This is a genomic window from Candidatus Neomarinimicrobiota bacterium (assembly GCA_041154365.1).
Lineage (GTDB): Bacteria > Fidelibacterota > Fidelibacteria > Fidelibacterales > Fidelibacteraceae > Fidelibacter > Fidelibacter multiformis.
In genome coordinates this window covers 1,026,136-1,048,833 of sequence record AP035449.1, presented here as the reverse complement: position 1 = coordinate 1,048,833, position 22,698 = coordinate 1,026,136, and the positions used below count along the sequence as shown (strand labels likewise).

22 protein-coding genes are annotated in these 22,698 nt (G+C 44.4%); 9 read left to right on the top strand and 13 right to left on the bottom strand.

Annotated elements, in window-relative coordinates; translation table 11 throughout:
• Positions 1-3 precede the first annotated feature (3 nt).
• Positions 4-1,722, bottom strand: a complete 1,719-nt coding sequence (locus strainIA91_RS04575; RefSeq protein ID WP_400167951.1) for a tol-pal system YbgF family protein — start codon at positions 1,720-1,722, stop codon at positions 4-6.
• A gap of 322 nt (positions 1,723-2,044) precedes the next feature.
• Between strainIA91_RS04575 and strainIA91_RS04570 the strand changes: the two genes are divergently transcribed.
• The 8 genes from strainIA91_RS04570 to strainIA91_RS04535 all read left to right on the top strand — a co-directional run bounded on the left by strainIA91_RS04570 (position 2,045) and on the right by strainIA91_RS04535 (position 11,996).
• The gene (locus strainIA91_RS04570) at positions 2,045-3,229 is read left to right on the top strand and encodes a trans-sulfuration enzyme family protein (protein ID WP_400167950.1); all 1,185 of its coding nucleotides are present in this window, start codon (positions 2,045-2,047) and stop codon (positions 3,227-3,229) included.
• Positions 3,230-3,287: 58 nt separating this feature from the next.
• Positions 3,288-4,550, top strand: a complete 1,263-nt coding sequence (locus strainIA91_RS04565; protein WP_400167949.1) for a Glu/Leu/Phe/Val dehydrogenase — start codon at positions 3,288-3,290, stop codon at positions 4,548-4,550.
• A gap of 105 nt (positions 4,551-4,655) precedes the next feature.
• The gene (locus tag strainIA91_RS04560; RefSeq protein ID WP_400167948.1) at positions 4,656-6,968 is read left to right on the top strand and encodes a PEP/pyruvate-binding domain-containing protein; all 2,313 of its coding nucleotides are present in this window, start codon (positions 4,656-4,658) and stop codon (positions 6,966-6,968) included.
• Positions 6,969-7,159: 191 nt separating this feature from the next.
• Entirely contained in the window at positions 7,160-8,458 is a 1,299-nt protein-coding gene (locus strainIA91_RS04555) for an acetyl-CoA hydrolase/transferase family protein (RefSeq protein WP_400167947.1), read from the top strand.
• Positions 8,459-8,551: 93 nt separating this feature from the next.
• Positions 8,552-8,887 carry a ferredoxin family protein gene (locus strainIA91_RS04550; RefSeq protein ID WP_400167946.1) on the top strand — a complete coding sequence of 112 codons (336 nt, stop codon included), beginning with the start codon at positions 8,552-8,554 and terminating at the stop codon, positions 8,885-8,887.
• A gap of 7 nt (positions 8,888-8,894) precedes the next feature.
• Positions 8,895-9,953 carry a 3-methyl-2-oxobutanoate dehydrogenase subunit VorB gene (locus strainIA91_RS04545; RefSeq protein WP_400167945.1) on the top strand — a complete coding sequence of 353 codons (1,059 nt, stop codon included), beginning with the start codon at positions 8,895-8,897 and terminating at the stop codon, positions 9,951-9,953.
• On the top strand, positions 9,950-11,392 hold the full coding sequence (locus tag strainIA91_RS04540; RefSeq protein ID WP_400167944.1) for a 2-oxoacid:acceptor oxidoreductase family protein: 1,443 nt from the start codon (positions 9,950-9,952) through the stop codon (positions 11,390-11,392). Before strainIA91_RS04545 ends, strainIA91_RS04540 begins: the two co-directional genes overlap by 4 nt.
• Before the next feature lie 142 nt (positions 11,393-11,534).
• Complete coding sequence (locus strainIA91_RS04535; protein ID WP_400167943.1) at positions 11,535-11,996, top strand: universal stress protein; 462 nt, start codon at positions 11,535-11,537, stop codon at positions 11,994-11,996.
• Here strainIA91_RS04535 and strainIA91_RS04530 read toward each other — a convergent pair.
• The 4 genes from strainIA91_RS04530 to strainIA91_RS04515 all read right to left on the bottom strand — a co-directional run bounded on the left by strainIA91_RS04530 (position 11,991) and on the right by strainIA91_RS04515 (position 14,813).
• Entirely contained in the window at positions 11,991-13,223 is a 1,233-nt protein-coding gene (locus tag strainIA91_RS04530; protein WP_400167942.1) for an MDR family MFS transporter, read from the bottom strand. The two genes, strainIA91_RS04535 and strainIA91_RS04530, sit on opposite strands and share 6 nt — an antisense overlap.
• A complete protein-coding gene (locus strainIA91_RS04525) occupies positions 13,213-13,779 on the bottom strand; it encodes a GNAT family N-acetyltransferase (protein WP_400167941.1) in 567 nt (188 codons plus the stop codon). Before strainIA91_RS04525 ends, strainIA91_RS04530 begins: the two co-directional genes overlap by 11 nt.
• Complete coding sequence (locus strainIA91_RS04520; RefSeq protein ID WP_400167940.1) at positions 13,776-14,432, bottom strand: HAD family hydrolase; 657 nt, start codon at positions 14,430-14,432, stop codon at positions 13,776-13,778. The genes strainIA91_RS04525 and strainIA91_RS04520 overlap by 4 nt, the downstream gene beginning before the upstream one ends.
• A gap of 141 nt (positions 14,433-14,573) precedes the next feature.
• A complete protein-coding gene (locus strainIA91_RS04515) occupies positions 14,574-14,813 on the bottom strand; it encodes a hypothetical protein (RefSeq protein WP_400167939.1) in 240 nt (79 codons plus the stop codon).
• Between the two features lie 182 nt (positions 14,814-14,995).
• On the opposite strand from strainIA91_RS04515, the gene strainIA91_RS04510 reads away from it, so the two are divergent.
• Positions 14,996-16,081 carry a hypothetical protein gene (locus strainIA91_RS04510; protein ID WP_400167938.1) on the top strand — a complete coding sequence of 362 codons (1,086 nt, stop codon included), beginning with the start codon at positions 14,996-14,998 and terminating at the stop codon, positions 16,079-16,081.
• Here the strand turns inward: strainIA91_RS04510 and ispG are convergent.
• From ispG to strainIA91_RS04470, 8 genes are all read right to left on the bottom strand, one after another.
• Positions 16,054-17,127 (bottom strand): flavodoxin-dependent (E)-4-hydroxy-3-methylbut-2-enyl-diphosphate synthase, encoded by a 1,074-nt coding sequence (ispG, locus tag strainIA91_RS04505; protein WP_400167937.1) that lies wholly within the window; start codon positions 17,125-17,127, stop codon positions 16,054-16,056. The two genes, strainIA91_RS04510 and ispG, sit on opposite strands and share 28 nt — an antisense overlap.
• 12 nt (positions 17,128-17,139) lie before the next feature.
• Positions 17,140-18,231: a DNA-processing protein DprA gene (gene dprA / locus strainIA91_RS04500; RefSeq protein ID WP_400167936.1), complete on the bottom strand. Its 1,092-nt coding sequence runs from the start codon at positions 18,229-18,231 to the stop codon at positions 17,140-17,142.
• 68 nt (positions 18,232-18,299) lie between these two features.
• Positions 18,300-19,268 (bottom strand): GTPase ObgE, encoded by a 969-nt coding sequence (gene obgE / locus strainIA91_RS04495; RefSeq protein ID WP_400167935.1) that lies wholly within the window; start codon positions 19,266-19,268, stop codon positions 18,300-18,302.
• The gene (locus tag strainIA91_RS04490; protein ID WP_400168236.1) at positions 19,265-19,531 is read right to left on the bottom strand and encodes an FmdB family zinc ribbon protein; all 267 of its coding nucleotides are present in this window, start codon (positions 19,529-19,531) and stop codon (positions 19,265-19,267) included. Before strainIA91_RS04490 ends, obgE begins: the two co-directional genes overlap by 4 nt.
• Positions 19,531-20,526 (bottom strand): phosphate acetyltransferase, encoded by a 996-nt coding sequence (gene pta, locus strainIA91_RS04485; RefSeq protein WP_400167934.1) that lies wholly within the window; start codon positions 20,524-20,526, stop codon positions 19,531-19,533. Before pta ends, strainIA91_RS04490 begins: the two co-directional genes overlap by 1 nt.
• Positions 20,523-21,011, bottom strand: a complete 489-nt coding sequence (gene coaD, locus strainIA91_RS04480) for a pantetheine-phosphate adenylyltransferase (RefSeq protein WP_400167933.1) — start codon at positions 21,009-21,011, stop codon at positions 20,523-20,525. Before coaD ends, pta begins: the two co-directional genes overlap by 4 nt.
• Positions 21,001-21,531 carry an RsmD family RNA methyltransferase gene (locus tag strainIA91_RS04475; RefSeq protein WP_400167932.1) on the bottom strand — a complete coding sequence of 177 codons (531 nt, stop codon included), beginning with the start codon at positions 21,529-21,531 and terminating at the stop codon, positions 21,001-21,003. Before strainIA91_RS04475 ends, coaD begins: the two co-directional genes overlap by 11 nt.
• The gene (locus strainIA91_RS04470; RefSeq protein ID WP_400167931.1) at positions 21,531-22,697 is read right to left on the bottom strand and encodes a hypothetical protein; all 1,167 of its coding nucleotides are present in this window, start codon (positions 22,695-22,697) and stop codon (positions 21,531-21,533) included. Before strainIA91_RS04470 ends, strainIA91_RS04475 begins: the two co-directional genes overlap by 1 nt.
• Position 22,698: the final 1 nt, after the last annotated feature.

Below are 22,698 nucleotides of genomic sequence, written 5' to 3'. Positions count from 1 at the left end.
TATTTATTCTTTCTGCAATTTGGCCAGTGCTTTCCTCGCCTTTTCCGATGCTTTTGTTTCCGGATATTGTGTGATGAGGATTGTATATATCTCTATGGCCCCATCTCCGTCTGCCAACTCTTTTTCAAGAAAACCTCCTGCTTTTAAAAGCTGATCCGGTGTTTTTTCATATTCGGGATAACGTTCATAAAGTTCCCGGATTTCTTCCACGGCTTTTCTGAATTCTCCATTGGCCTCATATAAATGCGCAATCGTGATCATGGCATCTGCTGCATCGGAATAAAATGAAGCATACTCATTCTTTATGATTTCGTACTGTTTGAAAGCAAGTTCAGAACTTTTTGACAGAGTTTGATAAATTCTGCCCATATTTTTCAAAGCCGTCACCGCATGCCGGCTTCCAGGATAAGCAGCAGGTACTTTCTCATATTCTGTGAGGGCAGCTACCGGATCCTTCAAATCCTTCTCCTGGATATCTCCACTCATCAGGATGGCTTTTGGAGCCAGCCTGCTGTCCGGATATCCGGCACTGATTTTACGAAGTGTTTCCAGAGCCATCCGGCTTTCCTTTAAATTATCCCTGTAAAGTTCAGCCATAGTATAAAAAGCATAGGGAACTTCAGGGCTATCAGGATATACTGTGACCAATTTTTGCAATTGACTGACAGCTGATGTGTACAGCTTTTGGTTCTTCAAAATATCTGCATACCAAATCAAAGCACGATCTACCCGGTCTCCCGTCTGCGATTCCTTCTGGAAACGGTAAATTTCCTTTTCAAACAGGGGTTCACATTCCGGATATCCAATATCAGCTACAGCTCGAATATATCTGAACAGAATACTTCCTTCCAGGGATTCCCGTGTTTCATCTTTTAAATAAAAGGATAAAAGGGTGTCCCGGGGATCAGGATATGTCTCCATCAACTGGTTTATTTGTTCTTTGATATAGGTAAGATTTGTGGATTCAGGAAAATAAAAAAGATATTTCAAATAGCTCAGTTTGGCGAATTGGGATTCCTTCTGATCCTCATAAACTCTGCTAAGCCGGATCAATACCTCGCTGCTGTTCAATTCGGGTAAATACATATCCAGATACAGTGAAAGTTCTTTCTTTTTCAGTTCAGGAAGTTCGGTATCTTTTAAAGGCAGGAATGACTCAGGGCTCTTTTCTTCCATTAGCTGTAACAAATATTGATAGTGTGCCTGTTCCCTTTTTATCTCTGCAGGGGAAAAAAGGACATCAGTTTGGACTTTGACTGAAGAAAGGGACTCTCTGAGATTTTGGATTACAGCAATGAGAGAATCCTTTTCGCACAGATAAGCCGGACTTACCTGATCTGCACTGTCCACTTCCTGCTGACGTAAAACTTCAATTTCATCCTCCAGGGCTTTAATCTGTCCGGCAATACTTAAACGAATGGAATCTACAGCTTTATTCAGCTTGTACTGATACGACGTTTTATAATTTGCTTCCATTCGTTCTTTTTCCAGATTATACCGGTATTCAAGGCTGTCAATCAAGGCCTTACGCCATGTAGAATCCTCCCGTGAGTCTTCATCAGAAGTACTTTCAATCTCATCTGGAATTTCATCCAAATCTAACGGAGCCAGAGTGCGGCTCGTATCCCGCCTCTGGATCCCATCCATCACATCAATATCCTGTCCCATAAGTAAAGGAACCAGAATAATGAGACTCATTATTAACACACCTGAACGTTTCATGATATCCCACCTGTTCTTTTTATACCCATCATGTTAAACTATCAATTTTTTACATTCATTAAAACGACAAAATTGAAACATTCGTCATGAAATCTTTATCAACAGTTTAATTTATCGAATTCCAGGCACTGTGTGAATGGCTGGGCATTATCATTATTGAGAATACTCTTTGTAAAAGTGATATTTATTTTCCGGTCAACGGGTGGATTTTTTCATTTTTTTCTCAAAATCACAGGCTTTTTTGAAAAAAAAAGGATAAGTTTGACACCGATTGAGAACTGGCATATAAATTGCCATAAACATAGTAAGAAACTAAGCAGGTATGGATTTGAAAAAGAGTAAACGTATTGAGACAATATGTGTTCATGGCAAGGGTGAATCGGATCCATCTTATCATGCCGTTATTCCTCCTTTGTATCAGACGACGGCTTTCGCCTTTGAATCGACGGAGGATGGTTCAGCACTCTTTACGGGACAGAAGGAGGGCTATTTTTATTCCCGGATGGGAAATCCCACGGTAAACGCCTTATGCCGGCAGATCGCCCGGCTTGAAAACACGGAGTCTTCACTGGCTTTTGCCTCAGGGATGGCCGCTATTGCAGCTGTCATCATGGCACTGATTCCCAAAAACGGGAAAGTACTGGCCAGTCACACATTATACGGTGGAACCCATTGTCTGTTCACCCGCTCCCTTCCCGGCCGGGATATTGAAACGGTCATCGTGGAAGATGATAATCCGGAAACATTCAGACGTCATCTGGAAAAAGATGATTTTCAGTTGATTTTCCTGGAAACCCCTTCCAACCCAACCCTCAGCCTGGTGGATATTCAGGCGGTTTGTGCAATTGCCAGAGAAAAGAAAATCCCTGTTATGATCGATAATACCTTTGCCACACCCATATTCCAGCGGCCGGCGGATTTAGGCGTGGATATCGTCGTGCATAGTGCCACAAAATATATTTGCGGTCATGGTGATGTAATCGCCGGGATTGTCACGGGAAAAAAGGAGATGATGGATATAATTCGTGATGAGATTCTATGTCGTTACGGTCCAATTATCAGTCCCTTTGATGCCTGGCTTTTACTTCGGGGACTCAAAACCTTATCGGTACGGATGGAACGTCATGAGCAAAACGCCATGAAAGTGGCCCAATTTCTCCATAAACATCCCAGGGTGAAACGTGTTTATTATCCCGGTTTGCCTGACCACCCCGGACATGACATTGCCCGCAGGCAAATGACTGGTTTTGGAGGAGTCGTGTCTTTTGATGTGGGTGACAAAGAAACAGGTATTCAGGTGATTAACCGGGTCCGTTTGTTTACCCGGGCTGTTTCCATTGGAGAATGCGATTCACTGATCCAGCATCCTGCATCCATTACACATTCCGGGCTGAGTGATTGCGAACTGGAAGCTGCAGGCATCAATCCGGGGCTCATACGGTTGTCTATCGGACTTGAACATGCAGATGATTTAATTGAAGATCTTGAGCAGGCTTTAAACGCATAAAACACTTTAAAAAGTCCGAATACATATTTCGGACAGAGAAACATGAATGGAGGAAAGAATGTCCAAATCGCAGAACATCTTTGAGATGGCTCAGCAGCAACTCGATGAAGCGTGTGAACTGTTAGGACTGGATAAGTCCACACGGGAATTTTTACGGTGGCCCCAAAAAGAGATTGTTGTGACGCTCCCTGTCCGCATGGATGATGGTAGCATAAAGGTCTTTAAGGGATACCGTGTTCAGTACAACCGGGCTCTGGGTCCCACAAAGGGCGGACTTCGCTGGCATCCGGATGAAACCATCGACACTGTTCGGGCTTTAGCTGCCTGGATGACATGGAAAACGGCAGTTGTTGATATCCCTCTGGGCGGGGGAAAAGGTGGTGTAACCTGTAATCCCCAGGAATTATCCGATACTGAGAAAGAACGGCTGGCCCGTGCCTTTATTGGCGCCATCGCCAAGGATATCGGTCCCACGGTAGATGTGCCGGCTCCCGATGTATACACCACTCCTCAGATCATGAGCTGGATGATGGATGAATACGAAAAGATCAAAGGTGAAAGCATGCCGGGTGTTATCACAGGAAAACCCATTGATATCGGCGGTTCTAAAGGGCGTGCCGCCGCAACAGCCCGGGGTGGTTTGTTCATCGCCCGTGAAGCCATAAAAGCCCGGGGTGAAGCCCTGGCAGGTAAAACCGTTGCCATTCAGGGTTTCGGTAATGTCGGGGGATGGGCAGGCGTCCTCTTTAAAGAAGCCGGTTGTAAAATCGTGGGGATTTCCGATATCAGCGGTGCCTATTATAAGATGAAAGGATTCGACACTGATGCGATGTTTGAATATGTGGGAAAACACGGATCCCTTGAAGGATATACGGAAGAAGGTATGAAAGCCTTTGATAATCCCATGGACGTACTGGAGATGAGTGTTGATATCCTGATCCCTGCAGCCCTTGAAAGTCAGATCACAGCAGAAAATGCAGATCGTATCAAGGCCGATGTGATTGTTGAACTGGCCAATGGCCCCACAACCCCTGAAGCCGATGTCATTCTTTTCAAGAACAAAAAATTCGTCGTTCCTGATTTTCTGGCCAATTCCGGTGGTGTAACCGTCTCCTATTTCGAACAGGTTCAGAATGCCTACAATTTCTACTGGGAAGAAGCTGAAGTGAATGAACGGCTGGATCAGAAGATGACGGCGGCATTTAAAGCTGTTTACGATATGTATTGCAAATACGATAAAAAAGTTGATATGCGCAAAGCAGCCTACATGGTATCCATCGCCCGGGTTGCCAGAGCGGCAAAATTGCGGGGATGGATCTGATCCCTGCCACATTGATTGAGAGGGTGCAAACGCACCCTCTTTTTTTTACACCTGTTTTTCATAACCGGATTATCATTATATTACGGAAAGAGAGAAGAGGAAGCTGTGATAGACAAGACGTATGAACATCTGAATAACATCCTTCAAAAACATCCCAATCTGGCGGAAAAAATCATTCAGAATCTTCTGATTCAGCTCCATAACCGGAAAATCGTATCCATTGATAAAATTTATCAACACAGCCGTGAAATGGCAGCCTCTCTTCCCGATACCGGAGATAAAAAAAAGTATAATCCCAACGCAGGTAAAGTCCACCAGTGGGGTAAAAAGGAAAAAGAGTATATCCGGAAAATGGTCATTAAACATGCTTCGGAAAATTTCTCCATCGAGGAAATTGACCGGATAGTGAATTATGTATCAAAAACGGAAAAAGCTTTTGCCCTGGAAAATATTGCCAATCTCCCCGGGGTATCCTTCTGGCTTTTGGCTGAAAAGGTCCATGAATTCTGCAATCTTCCGGAAGCAGAGCCCATCCCTCTATCCATGGCAACCGGTATCCGGGTGGCGTTGCTGAAGAATTTTATCAGCGACAATCTCCAGTTTATTCGCATTGCCCGCAAACATATCCGGATTACAGATCTCGATCCGATTATCAAACGAACCCTGGGATCAGAAACGGGGACAGGGAAAATCGGCGGTAAAGCAGCTGGACTCATTCTTGCATATAAAATTCTCACAGATGAATATTCCGGCGATGAGGATTATGAGTATTTTCAGAAAAATGTATATGTCCCTGAATCTTATTACCTGCGAACCGATGTTTTTGAAGACTTTCTGGCATATAACGGACTGGTGGAATATCAAAACCAGAAATATAAAAGCATTGATGAAATTCATGATGAATACCCCCTGATCCGTGAACTATTTAAAAACGCCGATTTTCAGCCGGCCATTAAACGGCAGTTAAGACATCTGCTGGATAAAATCGGCGAAGTCCCCCTCATTGTCCGGAGCAGTTCCCTGCTGGAAGATAATTTCGGCACCTCCTTTTCAGGAAAATATGACAGTATTTTTCTGGCGAATCAGGGTTCGCTTGATGACCGGCTTTCTGCTTTGATTGCTGCCATTGGTGAAGTTTACAGTTCCGGACTCGGACCGGATCCGTTGGAATACCGGAAAGAACATGATTTGTTGGATTATTTTGAAAGTGTTGCCATCCTGATCCAAAAAGTGGTGGGTGAGCGCTTTGGGGATTATTTCATGCCCCTTTGGGCCGGAGTTGCTTTTGGACGGAATGAGTACCGGTGGACCCAGCAACTGAAATATGAAGACGGCCTTGTACGCCTTGTTTTTGGCATGGGTACCCGGGCAGTAGACCGTGTGAGCGATTATCCCCGAATGATCGGACTCACAAAACCTTTGCTCAGACCGGAAGCCACACCCCGGGAAATCAAGTTCTATTCCCAGAAAAAAGTAGACGTGATTGACCTCAGATCCAATACATTCGTCACGATGACACTGGATGAAATCCTGGATAAAATTAAAACACCGGAATTGTCAAAAATTATCAGCACTTTCAAGGACAATCATATCACCGATCCTATCGGAAATGTCTCTTATCAGGAAGAAGGCCAGCCGGTCATTACTTTCAACAATCTGCTGAAAGATAAAAAATTCCCTGAACTTATCGGCCGGATGCTGAAAAAACTGGAAAAAGCCTACAATTGTCCCGTGGATCTGGAATTTGCCTATGCAAACCAAAAATTTTATCTCCTTCAATGTCGCCCCCTGACTCACAGGCTGGTTGAGGAAAAAATTCAATTACCGGATCATGTACCGGAAAACAAGATATTCTTCCGGACCGAACGGGATGTACCTTGCGGTGTATTAAGAAATATCGAATACATTATTTACTGTGACCCCTTGGATTATAATGAAATTCCGGATAATGACAAGTCTCTCCTGGCACGGGTCATCAGTAAATTAAACCGGCTCCTGGAAGGGAAACGATTCATCCTCCTGGGTCCAGGACGATGGGGAAGCAGCAATATCAAGCTGGGAATTCCAACACGTTATTCAGATATCAATAAAACCAAAATGATTTTTGAAATTGCCCGGGAATCTGGTGGATATACGCCGGAAGTCTCCTACGGGACCCACTTTTTTCAGGATCTGGTGGAGGCAAATATATTTTATATGCCCTTATATCCCGATTTAAGCAGCACCTTTTTCAACCCTGGCGTTTTTGACACCTGTGATAACATGCTGGGACAACTGGTGCCAACCTATGAACGGTTTCAAAAAGTACTAAAAGTCTATCAGGTCCCACGATGTTTTCAGGCACAATACTTTCATATCTATATGGACAGGGATAATCAAAAATCACTTGGATTCATTGCCCCTGAAGATCATTCCTGATATAAACTGTGTATTCTTATCTGTGCGTGTGGTTTTATCATTTTTGAGAATATCTGCTATATCCGTGGTTATGGAAAGCAGAACAGAAAGGGGATTGATACTGAATATATTTTTGGCATGAAATTTGAAGTTATTTGTTTGCCTGAACTATCATACTCTAACCATAAACACGACATGCATTTGGAGAGCCCATGACCTGGAAGACACGTTATGAAGCAAAAATCACAACGGCTGAAGATGCGGTAAAGACCGTAAAATCGGGAGATACTGTTTATGTTCATTCGAACTGTGCGGTTCCGGAACACCTGATTGATGCTCTTGTCGCCCGTGCCCCTGAGCTGGAAAATGTCACCATGGCCCACATATTGACCTTTGGAAAAGCTGCCTATACCAAGCCGGAAATGGAAGGACATTTCAGAACTCTCAGTTTATTTTCCGGAGCCAATACCCGTCAGGCCATCAAGGAAGGCCGGGGGGATTTTGTACCCATTTTTCTTCATGAGGTATCGGGGCTTTTCTGGTCCGGACAAATAAAAGTGAATGTCGCATTGATTCAGGTTTCACCACCGGACCGGCACGGATACTGCAGTTTTGGTGTATCCCTGGATCATACCCGTGCAGTCACAAAAACAGCCGATATTGTCATCGCCCAGGTGAATTCCCGAATGCCCCGGGTCCATGGAGATAATTTTATCCACATAGACGAACTGGATTTTATTGTGGAAGCGGAAACAGAGGTCCATGAACTTCCCAGGCCTGTGGTGACTGAAGAATTCTCAAAGATCGGACAGTACATATCCGAGCTCATTGATGATGGAGCCACCATGCAGACTGGTATCGGTGGCATACCCGATGCAGTATTGAATCATCTTCATGACAAAAAGAACCTGGGGATTCATACTGAAATGTTTTCCGACGGGGTTATTGAACTGGTAGAAAAAGGCATCATTAACAATTCTCAAAAAATCATTCACAGGGGAAAGATGACAGCCGGTTTCGTCCTGGGTACCCGCCGTCTTTTTGATTTTATTGATGACAATCCTTTGGTTGAATTTCATGTTCAGGAATATATCAATGATCCCCGGGTCATCGCCCAAAATCCGAAAATGGTATCTATCAATTCAGCAATTGAAGTAGATATTACGGGACAGATTTGTTCAGATAGCATTGGAACCATGAATTATAGTGGAATTGGTGGACAGGTGGATTTTTTCCGCGGTGCAAAAATGAGTCCCGGCGGCAAAGCAATTCTCGCTCTGACATCAACAGCCAAATGCGGAGAAATCAGCCGGATTGTCCCGTTTTTAAAGCAAGGGGCCTCCGTCACCACAACCCGTGCGGATGTCCACTATATCGTTACAGAATACGGTGTGGCTTATGTCCATGGTAAATCTTTCCGGGAGAGAGCAAAAGCCCTGATCAACATTGCTCATCCCAAATTCCGGGAAGAACTGGCAAAAGCCGCCTGGGAGAGAAATTTGAGGGTATGACTGGGAGAATAAGAAGCAGAGTTCAATTGAGAACTGAGAATTGAGAATTGAGAATTGGGAATTGAGAATTCAACGTATAGCTAAGGAGATAATATGAGCGCATCAAAAGGCCATGTGATCATCAAGGCATCGGAATGCAAGGGCTGTCAGTTATGTATTGAAGCTTGTCCGGTCCATGTGCTCAAACTGGCCGAAAAACTGAATCACATGGGATACAAACCGGCAACGTACACCGGAGAAGGGTGTACCGGTTGTGGGATTTGTTATTATACCTGTCCGGAACCGGGAGCAATCACCGTTTTTAAAGGCTGGGATACCTGGCCGGAAAAAGCCATGTGCCCGGTGTGTCAAAAAGAAACCAAAGTGTATCACGCAAAGAATGGAAAAGATATTGTTCTTTGTGCCGAATGTTTAAATCCCATATCGTGAGGGTTTTATGAAAAAAGTACTTATAAAAGGAAATGATGCCGTTGTAAGAGGAGCATTGCTGGCAGGTTGCCGGAATTATTTCGGATATCCCATCACCCCTGCCAGTGAAATAGCCGAAGGATCAGCTCTGCTATTCCCAAGAGTCGGGGGAACCTTTCTTCAGGCAGAGAGTGAAATCGGGGCCATCAACATGCTTTACGGAGCTGCTTCCAGTGGAGTTCGGTGTATGACGGCCAGCTCCAGTCCGGGCATCAGCCTCAAAATGGAAGGCATTTCTTACCTGGCCGGTTCTGAATTACCCTGTGTGATTGTGGATATTACCCGGGGTGGACCGGGGCTTGGAAATATTGCGCCGGAACAGGGAGATTACAATCAGATTGTCAAAGGAGGCGGTCACGGAAATTACAAATTGATCGTACTGGCACCCAACAGTGCCCAGGAAATGTGCGACCTGACTATGCTGGCCTTTGAATTGGCAGATAAATACAGAAATCCAACTGTGATCATGGCAGATGGGACCATCGGACAAATGATGGAACCGGTTGAATTTCCCCAGCCGGTGACATCCTTCCCTAAAAAAGACTGGGCTGTAAAAGCCACGGCAGAAACCCGGGAAAATCTCGTCTCTTCCATAGAACTCGATCCGGATCGTCTGGAAGTCCATAATCAAAAACTTCAGAAAAAATATGCTATTATCGAGGAAAAAGAGGTCCGCTGTGAAGAATACCGGAGTGATGATGCGGAAATCCTCTTGTGTGGCTTTGGGATTGTAAGCCGCCTGCTTCAGTCTGTGGTGGATGAAATGAGAGCTGAAGGCATTCCTGTGGGTTTAATTCGTCCCATCACCCTCTTCCCCTTCCCCAGGAAAATCATAGATGTTTATGCCTCAAAAAAGAATGTCCGTTTTTTCAATGTGTTTGAACTAAATAACGGACAGATGGTAGATGATGTAAAACTGGTTGTGAACGGACGAAAACCTGTTCTGTTTTATGGAAGAATGGGGGGTAATCTTCCAACCATCAAGGAGATCAGTGCGGAAATAATGAAAAATATGAGGCAGTCATGACAATTCAACACAATAAAGTTCTGCAAAAGCCCGAGACCTTTTACGACACGTTTGTACGTAAAGGAGATTCGGAACTAAAAGCAACCCACTATTGTCCGGGTTGTGGACATGGAATACTCCATAAGCTAATCGCCGAGGCTGTATCCGATTTTGACATCCAGGATAAAACGGTACTTGTAAGTCCCGTAGGTTGTTCTGTCTTTGCCTATTATTATTTTGATACAGGCAACATTCAAAGTGCCCATGGCCGGGCACCGGCAGTTGGAACCGGTTACAAACGGGCTAATCCGGATTCCATCCTTATTTCGTATCAGGGAGACGGTGATCTGGCAGCCATCGGTGCCAATGAAATCATTCAGGCGGCAAACCGGGGCGAAGCCATGACCGTCTTTTTCGTCAATAACGCGATTTATGGTATGACCGGGGGCCAAATGGCTCCGACGACATTGATCGGACAAAAGACTACAACCACACCTTATGGCAGAAACAGTCACAGTGAAGGATTCCCTATCCGGATGTCTGAAATCATCGCCACACTTGAAGCACCGGTCTATGTTGAACGATGCATGCTGACCGATGCCAGAAATATTGCGAAAACCCGGAAGGCTGTCCGGAAAGCCCTGAAAGCTCAAATCGACCATAAAGGATTTTCCTTCGTGGAAGTTCTGTCAGGATGCCCCACCGGATGGAAAATGACCCCTCAGGAGGCAAAGAACTGGATTGATTCAGTCCTGTCCAAATATTTTGTCCCTGGCGTATTTAAAGATGTCATCGAAGAACGGGAACCCATCATCATCAAACAGGAAACCCCATCATTTAAAGATTATCACAAATTGATGGATATCAGTCACTTATCCGAAAAAGAGGATGTTGTTCCCACGCCTGAAAAAAACAATTTTCATGAAGAATTGAAAATTGCCGGATTTGGAGGTCAGGGGCTCTTGAGTTTGGGATATGTGATTGCCAATGTCGCCATGGGACACCAGTACGAAGTCAGCTGGCTGCCAAGCTATGGACCCGAAATGCGAGGTGGAACGGCCAATTGCAGTGTGAAAATCTCAGATAAACGGATTGGAGCACCCCTGGTTGCCAATCCAACAACCCTGATCGTTATGAATAAACCCTCACTGGAAAAATTTGAAAATGATGTAGTGAGTGGCGGAACAATCATATACGACAGCGGCCTGATAGATACGCCTCCCTCCCGGGATGATGTAACTGTTATTGGATTGCCTGCAACAGAAATGGCAGACAAGCTGGGAAGTACAAAAGCAGCAAATATGATAGTCCTGGGAATCTTTGCCTATCTAAAAAAACAGATCCTGAGTGATCATTACATCCGTTGGGCTCTTCCCCAGATCCTGAAAAACAAAGCCTTTCATGAAATCAACCAAAAAGCATTTCAGACGGGTTTTGACTATGCGGACAAACATGTGTGAGTTCTGACGAAGTGAAGTTTTCATTTCGTTCTCAATAACACACCCCGGTCTTTTCCCCGCCGGGGTGTTTTTTTTATTTGGAAACTCCATATTGATTTAAAAGAAAATAATTAATATTATAAATTTAAAGGAGGACATGACCATGAAGATAAAAAAGATTCTTTTAACGACTGATTTTTCCGATTATGCCCACTATGCATTGACTTATGCTGTGGAATTTGCCGATAAATTCAAGGCGGAAATCGGTCTTTTACATGTCATTGAACCCATTATCGCACCTACAGATTTCACCTGGGAAAGTTACGATATCGCCGAATTGGAGAAAAAGTCCCGGGAATACACGCAGGAATCCCTGGATAAAATCATTCGTGAAAAAATCCCGGATAAGATTAAAGCGACACCGATTATCCGGTATGGACGGTCTTTTGAAGAAATTATCCGCTGTGCCAAAGAGGAAGAATTTGATATCATCATCATGTCCACCCACGGACTGACAGGTATTTCACATATTCTTTTCGGATCAACCGCAGAAAAAGTGGTTCGGAAATCACCGGTACCGGTTTTAACGGTTCGGGATCCGGAGCATAAATTTGAAATGTTATAACGGTTCAGCAGATCCGCAACAGGCTTTTTCATGATGTTTTAGCCATAAGAATCCCCAGACAGCCATAAAACTGAAAAGAGACAGCACAAACCATAAAACTTTGGGATCCGGCAGTAAATCCATACTTACTCCACCGATAAAGGGACCAACAGACCAGCCGAGTGTGGTTGCCAGGCTGTAGATTCCCTGGTACCGGCCGTGTTTTCCTTCGGGGGACATATAACTGACAATCGTATTTCCCGTTGGGATTCCGATAATTTCACCGCTTGTAATAATTGTAATCATGAGCAGGATCAAGGGGTATGTATGCACCCAGCCCATGAGGGCATAGGCGATGAAATATAGAAAAGAAGAGATAATCATGAGTTTGAACATGTTGATTTTCCGGATCATCCGGCTGACGGGAATTTGGAAAAGAATCACAAGCAAAGCGTTATAGGTATAAACCCATCCGATGCTCCGGGAAGAAAATTCCAGGGTTTTGCTCATGTAAACAGACAGTGTGGAAACCAGCTGTCCCATGGTAAGAAAAAGGAGCAAAGCAGAAATCATAAAGACATTGAAAGTTGGATTGTTTTTAAGAACACTGAAAGAAGCCATGAAGGATTCAGAAGATGAATTTTCAGATTTCCGAAAGGTTTCTCCGACAAAAGTCCAGATAAGGATACCTGAAATCAATGCACTGATTCCGCAAAAATAGAAAAGGTATTCATATCCGTAATACGCCAGAAATCCTCCGATGGCAGGACCTGTCCCCCAGCCGGCATTACCGGCGGTCCGTAGCACCGAATACCCTTCCACCCTCTTTTCTTTTGGAACCAGATCCACAATCATGGCACTGGCCACAGGCTGAAAATAGGATGAGAGCAGGTAATTCAGCATTAATATTCCGGCAATCACCCAGAATCCCGCCTGGAAGGCAATGGCGACCCCTGTGGCAATAAAAACCGCAGCCCGGTTGGCTTGGGAAATAATCAATAACCGGCGTCTTCCGATCCTGTCCGACAACTCACCCCCAATAATCTGTGAACTGCTCCGCAATACTGCAGCTACCAGAAAAAAAGAGCCGATCAAGCTCATGGGGACACCCAGTTCTGTATGAAAATAGATACTTACAAAGGGAACAACCGCTCCAAAACCCAATGAACTGATAAACCAGCCCAGCATGAGCACCCATAAACGGCGATCAAATGAAAATAGATATCTGGACAGTTTATTATTCATCATCGGCAGAATTTATCCATTCATTCCGGAGAATGCCATAAAGGAGTTTATCCCAGTATTTCCCATTTCTGTAAAGCCACTCTGTCAGTCTGCCTTCCTGGGAAAAGCCGAGCTTTTTCAACACTTTCCGGCTGGCCTGATTGTATTCATAAACTTCGGCTCCAACCCGGTGGAGTTGCATATCAAAAAAAAGGTAATCCAGAAGGGTTTCCACCGCATCAGTTCCATATCCGCGTTGTTGAAACCTGGGATGAATTTCAAATCCGATCATGCAATTCTGATTGTCCTGATCGATTCGTCCGGCATGAATTTGCCCCACAGGCTGGCCCGTATCTTTGTCCAGTATGACAAAAGGTAAATAGTACCTTGTTGACGGCATAAGGCGTGTGAGATAATAATAGATAAATTCTTCAGGTTGTAGTTTCCGAAAGGGTTCGTCTGAACTGTAATAACGCAGTTGTTCATCCGAGGCAAGTTCATAAAAAAAAGAGGCATGACTGTCTTCAGGATTTGTCAGGGTCACCAGATCACCTGCCAGCACAATGGTCTGATCTGTCATATAGTCCATAATTTTTCCAGACTCAGGTCGTTCCATGAATCAATCACCAAATCGGCATCTTTCATTTCGTGACGGGAATGGGTTGTCGTAATGGCAATCACAAAAGCACCCGATTCTTTACCGCTTTTTATTCCCCTTAGGCTATCTTCGATCACAATACAATCCTGAATGGCCACACCAAGTTTTTCAGATGCTTTCAAATAAGGTTCCGCATGGGGTTTTGTATTTGTTACATCATCTGAGGTAACGATGAGAGAAAAGACATTTTCAATCAGTGTATTCTGAAAAATCCAGTCTACCATTTCCCGCCGGGAAGATGTGACAAGAGCCGTTTTAAAATAGGAAGAAATTTTCTGATAAAAATGACAAAAATAGGGAGTATATGCCAGTTTCTTCCGCATGGTTTCCCGCAAACCAATCTGCCATTCCTCCCTGAGTTCCCGGATATCAATATCCGGAATGAAACGACTTTTTACCAGCTTAAAAAAGACATCTGTACTGATTCCTTTGAAGAGTGACCATTCTGAAGGAGGAATTTGGATCCCATACTGTAAAAAACGCTCCCGGGTATATTCTTCATATATCAGTTCGGAATTGACTACAACCCCGTCGAAATCAAACAATATGGCCTTTTTTTGAAGTGATTGCGGCATGAATTTTCAGTTTCCTGTTCCATCTGCTTCGGTAACCCGAACGCTTTGACAAACTCAGATTCACCCATCCGATTCTCATAAAAAGGATGATACAAAAAGAACCCGCAGCAATAATCGGTACGGATTCCTTTCTGAAGGACGTTATTTTTCCGGATGGTGGCTCTTATCTTTATATGCAAGAGCAACAGGCAAGAGCACAACATAACCCAGAACCAGCAAAACAGGGCCGATCGTCAGAGACCATACGTCGTTGGTCTTGCCGATGGCCAGTGAAAAATAACCCAAAAGGATGCTGATTATACCTGCAGCAAAAATGAACAGGTTTTTCCGGGTTAGCCCCATCCGTTCAAATATTTCCGGTCTTTTACGCTCGTTTTTCATAGTGATGAATGTAAATAAATTGGTTAAAATATAACAGCAAAAAAGCCAGTCGTAACGTGCACACATATAAACCAGATAAAATGGATAAAAACATATTGTCTTCCCGGATTCCTCTCTTACCTGAAAGTATCACCCATAAAAATATACTTTGCAAGGTTATGCATTCACGGGGCTGTGGGTTAATGCACAAATATACCGGTCTGGTGCAGGGATTTGCCCTTATTTTTCTATTTTTATTCATGTTCGGGTGTGATAATCGCGAATCCTGGGATGAATCCTACGCGCGTGGTCAAATGTTATATCGTCAAAACCGGTACCAGGAAGCATTGCGGCATGCATCGGTTTCTCTGAATGCCGCTCGGCATTTTGAAGATGTGGATCATTACAGAATTTTACAGTCCCTCTACCTGCTGGCTTCCATCAATGACCAATTGAAAAAACATGAAACAGCCGATCATTTTTACTCCAGGTGCCTTTTCATGATTCGGGATCTGGACCAGGCGGATATTCAACAGACGTATCTCATATACAGGGACTACAGCCGTTTTTTACATCGGCTGAATGATATTCGGGGCGCGCTTGCCATCAATGCCGAATTGCTGGAATACCTGAAAGCCCACAGGCATCGTCATCAAATTACACCGGATAAACTGGGACAACTTTATTTTGACCAGGCTCTGTATTACACGGCCTACGAAAAATATGAAAGTGCCCTAAACTATATACGATGGGCTGTCAGAATCCTGGAAAATCATTACGGAAGCACCTCTCCACAATTGATAGATCCCCTGTATCTGTTGTCTACTGTATACTATCATCTGGGAAATTATCATTTAGGCCGTCAGACCGCTGAGTTGGGTTTAGAGATTGCCGGTAACAGGCACAATGTTTCCAAACAGAAAGAGGCAAGACTCCTTATGATCGCCGCCCGGAATATGCGGGGACAAAAGGCAGTACTCACTGCCCGAAATCACTACGAAAAGGCACTGAATCTTTTGGATCCGTCCACAGGTGTGTATACTCCGGAACTGGAAAAGATTTATGGTGGATTATCAGAATTAAGCCTGATTTTGAATGAGCCCCTAAAGGCCGTGAGTTACCAAATCCTCGCAGCAAATACCAGTGAAGCGTTATGGGGAAAAACCCACAGTAACACACTTCGCCAACTTGTTAAATTATCCGACCTATACCGTCATACCGGTGATGAAGAAAAAGCACTCCGTATCGAATACGAAGTCCGTCAGCGTATCTCATCATTGATCAACTGATCAATCTCATCCAATACACGTGGAATGATATCCTTCTCTGTAATGATATCCCTTGCTATCCCATGAATATAGAGTCTTGCCTTACCTTTGCCCAGGCCGGCTATTCCGATATCTGCTTCCCGGGCTTCACCCGGACCATTAACCACACAACCCATGATGGCTACATTTATTGCTTCTTTTATATGTGAGGTTCGGGCTTCTATTTCGGAGGCAATGCGGACAAGATCAAAACTCATACGGCCACAGGTCGGACAACTGATAAGATTCACACCTTGTCGTTGAAATCCCAGTGCTTTTAATATCTGGTAACCGGCTTTTACTTCTTCCAGCGGATCGGAGGAGAGAGATACCCGCAACGTATCTCCAATACCTTCCGCCAAAAGAGTCCCAATGCCAACAGCTGATTTTATGCTTCCGCTGCCTTTAGGCCCTGCTTCCGTAACCCCCAGATGAAGGGGGACATCGTATTTCTCTGCAAACAAACGGTTCGCTTCAATCATCATGGAAACATTGGATGATTTTAAAGCAACGATCACATCCTCAAATCCATAGTCATAGCAAATCTTCAGATGTTTCTCACCACTTTCAACCATTCCCTGAACTGTAGGTTCTCCGTATTTTTCCATAATTTCCCGTTCGAGGGATCCTGAATTCACACCAATCCGAATAGGAATTTTTGCCGATTCACAGGCCCTCAACACTTCCCGGATCCGTTCACCGGTTCCAATATTTCCCGGATTGATCCGGATTTTTTGTACTCCCGCATCCACCGCCATCAGAGCCAAATGATAATCGAAATGGATATCCGCCACCAACGGGATGGATATGCGTTTCAAAATAGCCGGCAAAGCCTTTGCAGAAGCTTTATCAGGAACCGTTACCCGCACAATGGAGCAACCTGCTTCTTCAAGGCGGTGTATCTGGGAAACCGTTTGGTTAATATCGGTGGTCAGGGTGTTCACCATACTCTGAACCGAAATGGGGGCATCACCACCAACTCCAACATTGCCAACCTGTACAAGACGGGTTTTACGACGTGAGATCATGACATCTCTTCCCTATATTTTTCGGATATAAAATTTACCCGGTAACTGTTGAATATATCCTTTTAATTCCAATTGGAGAAGCACACTCATCAATTTTCCATGTTCAAGCCGTGTTTTTTCCAGGATTTGATCCACATGCACCGGCTCACGGTTTAAGCAATCAATGATTGCCTTTCCCGTTTCTGTCATGTTTTTCATTTCTGCTGCTTCCACAAGGAGATTCATTTGGGATGCTTTGGATTTCAGAACGGGAAGTTCATCAAGTATATCCTCAAATTTTTCCACCAGTTTCGCCCCGCTTTTAATCAGCCGGTGGCACCCTTCATGATTGCCGGACAATACATTTCCCGGGACGGCAAAGACCTCACGGTTTTGTTCATTGGCACTATAGGCTGTGGCAAGGGCACCACTGGAATCACCGGCCTGGGTTACAATCACACCTCTGCACAATCCACTGATCAGGCGGTTTCTCCGGACAAAACATCCCGGTGTGGTTTTATGTCCTACGATAAATTCCGATAATACAACCCCGTTTTGTGAAATCTGACGGGCTAAAGCCTTATTTTCAGCAGGGTAAATGATATGAGGTGGTGTACCTAAAACGGCAATGGTCCGCTTTTGGGCACGTACAGCCGTATAATGGGCAATGGAATCCACACCTTTTGCCAGTCCACTGACTACTGTGATATTCAAATCTACAGCAGCCTGAGCCAGTTCACGGGTTATCCGCTTTCCGTAAACATCCGGATGTCGGGTCCCTACAATGGCAAGGGCATTCCGGTCCGAAGAATCCCATTCACCGGTACAGGTCAGAACAGGTGGTGGATCATAAATGTGTTTTAAAATATCCGGGTAAATCGATTCCTCAAAAGAGATAATTCGTGCACCGTTCTTTTTCACCCACCGTTGATGCATGTTATAAAATTTTTCATGATTTCTTTTCCGGACGGATTGCACGAGTTGACCAGGCAGTGTATTGTCTCCACTTTCCAGATGCACAAGAATCGCCTCAGGAGTTTTACAGCGCTCCAAAAGTGTTTGGAAAAGACGAGGCCCCATTCCTTCCACACACATGACCTTCAGAATACTTTCAGGATCAAACATGCAGAAATCTAAGAAATGAATTTTTCAATTAAAAAATAATTCAGTATTTATAATATTTTTTGATACTATTATAATATATTGTCTATTTGATGAATGAGGGTGTTTAAATTCCTCTTTGTGATGGATGAAATGGTGAACATATCATCCAGGAAGCGTTTATCAGCTGCCATTTTTTCCTCTGTTTCGTGATCACATTTGGAAAAAACCACAATCTGTTTTTTTTCCAGCAATTGAGGATCAAAAGCCTTTAGTTCATCGAGAAGGGTCTGATAGCTTACTTCCGGTTTTTCATCGTGGATATCAATGAGAAAGACAAGGACCCGGGTTCTTTCAATATGTCTTAAAAAGCGGTCACCCAGTCCCTTCCCTTCATGCGCCCCCCGAATAAGCCCCGGAATATCGGCCATGACAAATGATTGATACTCACCATATTTGACGATGCCCAGATTGGGGACCAGAGTGGTAAAGGGATAATCGGCGATTTTCGGTTTTGCGGCAGAAAGTACGGACAAAAGTGTACTTTTCCCGGCATTGGGGAATCCTACAAGCCCAACATCTGCCAACACTTTCAGTTCAAGTTCAATTTTTTTGAATTCCCCTGCTGTTCCGGGATTGGCATGTCTGGGAACCCTGTTTACAGAGGATGCAAAATGCTGATTACCCCAACCGCCGCTGCCACCCCTGGCGACAATCACCTCCTGCCCTTCTTCAACCAAATCTGCAATAAGTTCATGGCTTACCGCATCTTTTATCAGTGTCCCGGCAGGTACACGGATCACAACATGCTTACCTTTCTGACCTGAACGGTTATTTCCCTGCCCCGGTTTTCCGTTTCCTGCATGGTATTTCTTATGGTACCGCACATCCTGGAGGGTATGGAGCTGTGTGGTGGCCCGGACTATTACATGACCTCCGTCTCCGCCATCTCCCCCATCAGGCCCCCCTTTGGGAATATACTTTTCCCGGTGGAAACTCACACATCCATCTCCACCTTTTCCGGCCTGTACCTGAATTTCTGTAAAATCAACAAAGTTCATCTTTTACAATCCACACAGGGTGTAGCACTTTTTTCACTGTCATTTTGAGGCTTCTTTTTATCCATCTGCGGGGATTTGTCTTTTTTTCTATAATCATTCACATAAAAACCCTCCCCTTTCAGGATAAAACCAGCACCAGGTGATAACAACCTGACAAGTTTTCCTCCACACTCCTGACACCGTTTTAAGGGAGGATCGCTCATCTTCTGAAATACTTCAGAGATTTTCCCGCATTTTTCACACTGATAACGATATGTGGGCATCATTTACCTCTGCTCAACGTCTGAAGTGCCGTAACTGCTGCAAGATTAACTATATCTTCTGCACTGCAGCCTCTGGACAGATCATGCATAGGTTTTTTCAATCCTTGGAGAACCGGGCCGACTGCTTTATAGCCTGCCAAACGTTGAACCAATTTATAGCCAATATTACCCGCATTAAGATCGGGAAAAATGAGTACGTTGGCATGACCAGCCACAGGACTCCCGGGGGCTTTTTTTTCTCCAATAGCCGGTACAATGGATGCATCCAGCTGAAGTTCACCGTCAATATTCAAATCGGGGTATTTTTCCCGGGCAATTTTCAACGCCCGTTCCACTTTGTACACCAGATCGTGTGCCGCACTGCCTTTTGTGGAGAAACTGAGAAGAGAAACCACGGGTTCCACATTAAAAATCTGCTGATGGGTCATGGCAGTGGCATACGCAATATCTGCCAGCTGTTCGCTGTTTGGATCGGGATTCACAGCACAATCTGCAAAAGAATAGATTTTATCCCCATCTGGCGAAAACATGAGAAAATCACTGGACATCAGGGAAATTCCGGGTTTGGTTTTTACAACAGTGACTGCCGCTCTGACCACATGAGATGTGGCATTGGCAGCCCCGCTGATACAGGCATCTGCCAGATCTTTCCGTAACATCATGGCTCCGAAAAATGTTGTATCTTTCACTGCATCCAATGCAACGTCTGTGCTAATTCCCTTTTTCTTTCGAAGTTCATAATATTCCCGGCCGAAATCTTCAAGATACTCACTATTCAGGGGATTGATCATCTGCAAAACATTGGGTTGAATACCGGCATCAGATGCCATTTTTAAAATCTGATTTTCATCTCCCAAAACTGTCACTCGGGCTATATGTTCTGCTTCAATGGTCATAGCTGCCTGTAAAACACGGGGATCATTCCCTTCAGGAAGTACAAGATGAATATCGGTTTCTTCTATGGCTCGTTTTCTAATGTGTTCAAGTGGATTCATTTTTTGAATTTCTCCTCTAGTTTCTGTTTGACAAATTTCGGTACAAAGGGAGATACATCTCCCTGGAAAGAGGCAATTTCCCGGACAACAGAAGAACTGAGATAGGTGTTTTTTTCTGTTGGCATTAAAAAAACGGTTTCCGTGTTTTTCCCGATTTTCCGGTTTATCAATGCCATCTGGAACTCATATTCAAAATCGGAAACAGCCCTGAGACCTCGTATAAGAGCCACTGCATTCATTTTTTCTGAAAAACGGGCACTGAGTCCCTGAAAAGTCACTACTTCCACCGGCTTCAGATGTTCCGTGGATTTTTCCACCATTTCTTTCCGTTCTTCCACACTGAAAAGAGCTGTTTTGTTTTTATTCATCGCAATGGCAACAATCACCTTATCAAAAAGATGTGCGGCTCTTTCAATGATATCCAGGTGACCATAGGTAATGGGATCGAAGGTCCCGGGATACACGGCAACTCGTTCATTTTTCATAAATCCGGACTCCTGTTTCGCCAAATACTTTTTCTTTTATCAGGTTCATATCTGTCAGGATCGCATCTGTTTCACGGATGGAAAATTCCAGCACAAACAACCCCCCTTTTTTCAGGGCTTTGGACACACTCAGGAAAAATGATGCATCCAATCGAAGTTTGTAAGGCGGGTCTGCCAAAATCCGGTCGTAATACTCCATATAACGTGAACAAAAAGTTCGGGCATTCATTTTGAAACGGCGTATTTCCGGGTGGTCAAGGTTGAGTCTTTCCATATTTTCAGTAATCATCCGGATGGACAGGGGATGTGAATCAACAAAATCCACAGATATTGCTCCCCGTGACACTGCTTCAAGGCCGAGAGAACCGGAGCCGGCAAAAAGATCCGCCACCGTCTTTCCTTCCCAGTCCCGAATGACATTAAAAATGTATTCTTTCACTTTATCGGATGTAGGGCGGAGCTCATACCCCGGTGTTTTGATCACCCGACCGCCAAATTCTCCGGATATAATTCTGGGCATCACTCTTTTTCATATAACGAGACAAACAGTGTCAGTTTCAGCGGATCGGGATATGAGTCAGAAGGTCTGCGGCCTGCAAGAACCTTTGTAATGGTAAATGTTGCAGGGATAGAGAGAAATTCATCAGCAAAATCCGCCAACTGGTTCACAGTACCGTAAAATGTCAGTTCAAACACTGTTTGTTTGGTTCCGGGAATCACTGACTTCCCCATGCTAGAATTTCTGTCCGTAAAATTGATACCGGCCTTTTGTGCAGCATATCCTGTATAATCCAGAAAATCTTCGGCACTCATAGTATAGAGTGGACCTGTTTGGGCTTTGGCTGCTGGAGTATACGAACCGACAAATACACCTTCCAGCGAGTCCCAGTACTTTCCGTCGTAAGAGAAAAATTCCAGGGTATCGAAGAGTTTATTCTTCATCACCCGGTTAAAATATTGTTCAAAGAGGCCCACCTCGGTAGCTTTCATCTCTAGCAGTTCAAAACCGGAGCTGGTTGTATAATAAGACCAAAAGAGTCCACTGGGAAAGTGCCTTGAGAGCAGGAATAACCGATTGAGTCTTTCTGCAGATTCAGCCATTCGCCGCTTCAGAACCTGAATGTTTTCCGGTACCACTTTTTCCTGTCCATCCATCGCTTTTTGGATCCGTGCCAGGGTTTCACCGGCTTTCTCATCATCGGCGGGAACGATGGAAAATTCCTGGGTATCTGCAGGGACAATCTCTTCAACAACAAGAACCGTATCTTTGTCCAGCTTAAAGAAACCCGGGACAAATTCAGGTTTGGTCAATAGAAAAACAATCGACAGGATAATCAGAAAAAGGAGGAACAGCATGATATTCCGGCCTGTTTTCTTTTTAGCCGGTGGTTTGGATCCACTGCCACCACCTCCTGCACCCGCTTTTTCTTCTTCTTCCAGTACAGAATCCGTGTCTGTTTCTTCCAGATCTGCAGGCATTTCCTCACCAGTATGAGCTTCTTCGATATCCGGGACAGGGGTATCTTCCGGCTCTTTTTTCCCGGCTTCACCTTCGTCCACCGGCAAGGCTTCCTGTGGGGCTAACGATTCTTCTTCAGCTGTTTCTTCTGCCGGAGATTCAGATTCTGGCGCTTTTACGTCAGAGTCTTCATCCTTCTCCAAAATGTTCACATCAATTTTTTTCATA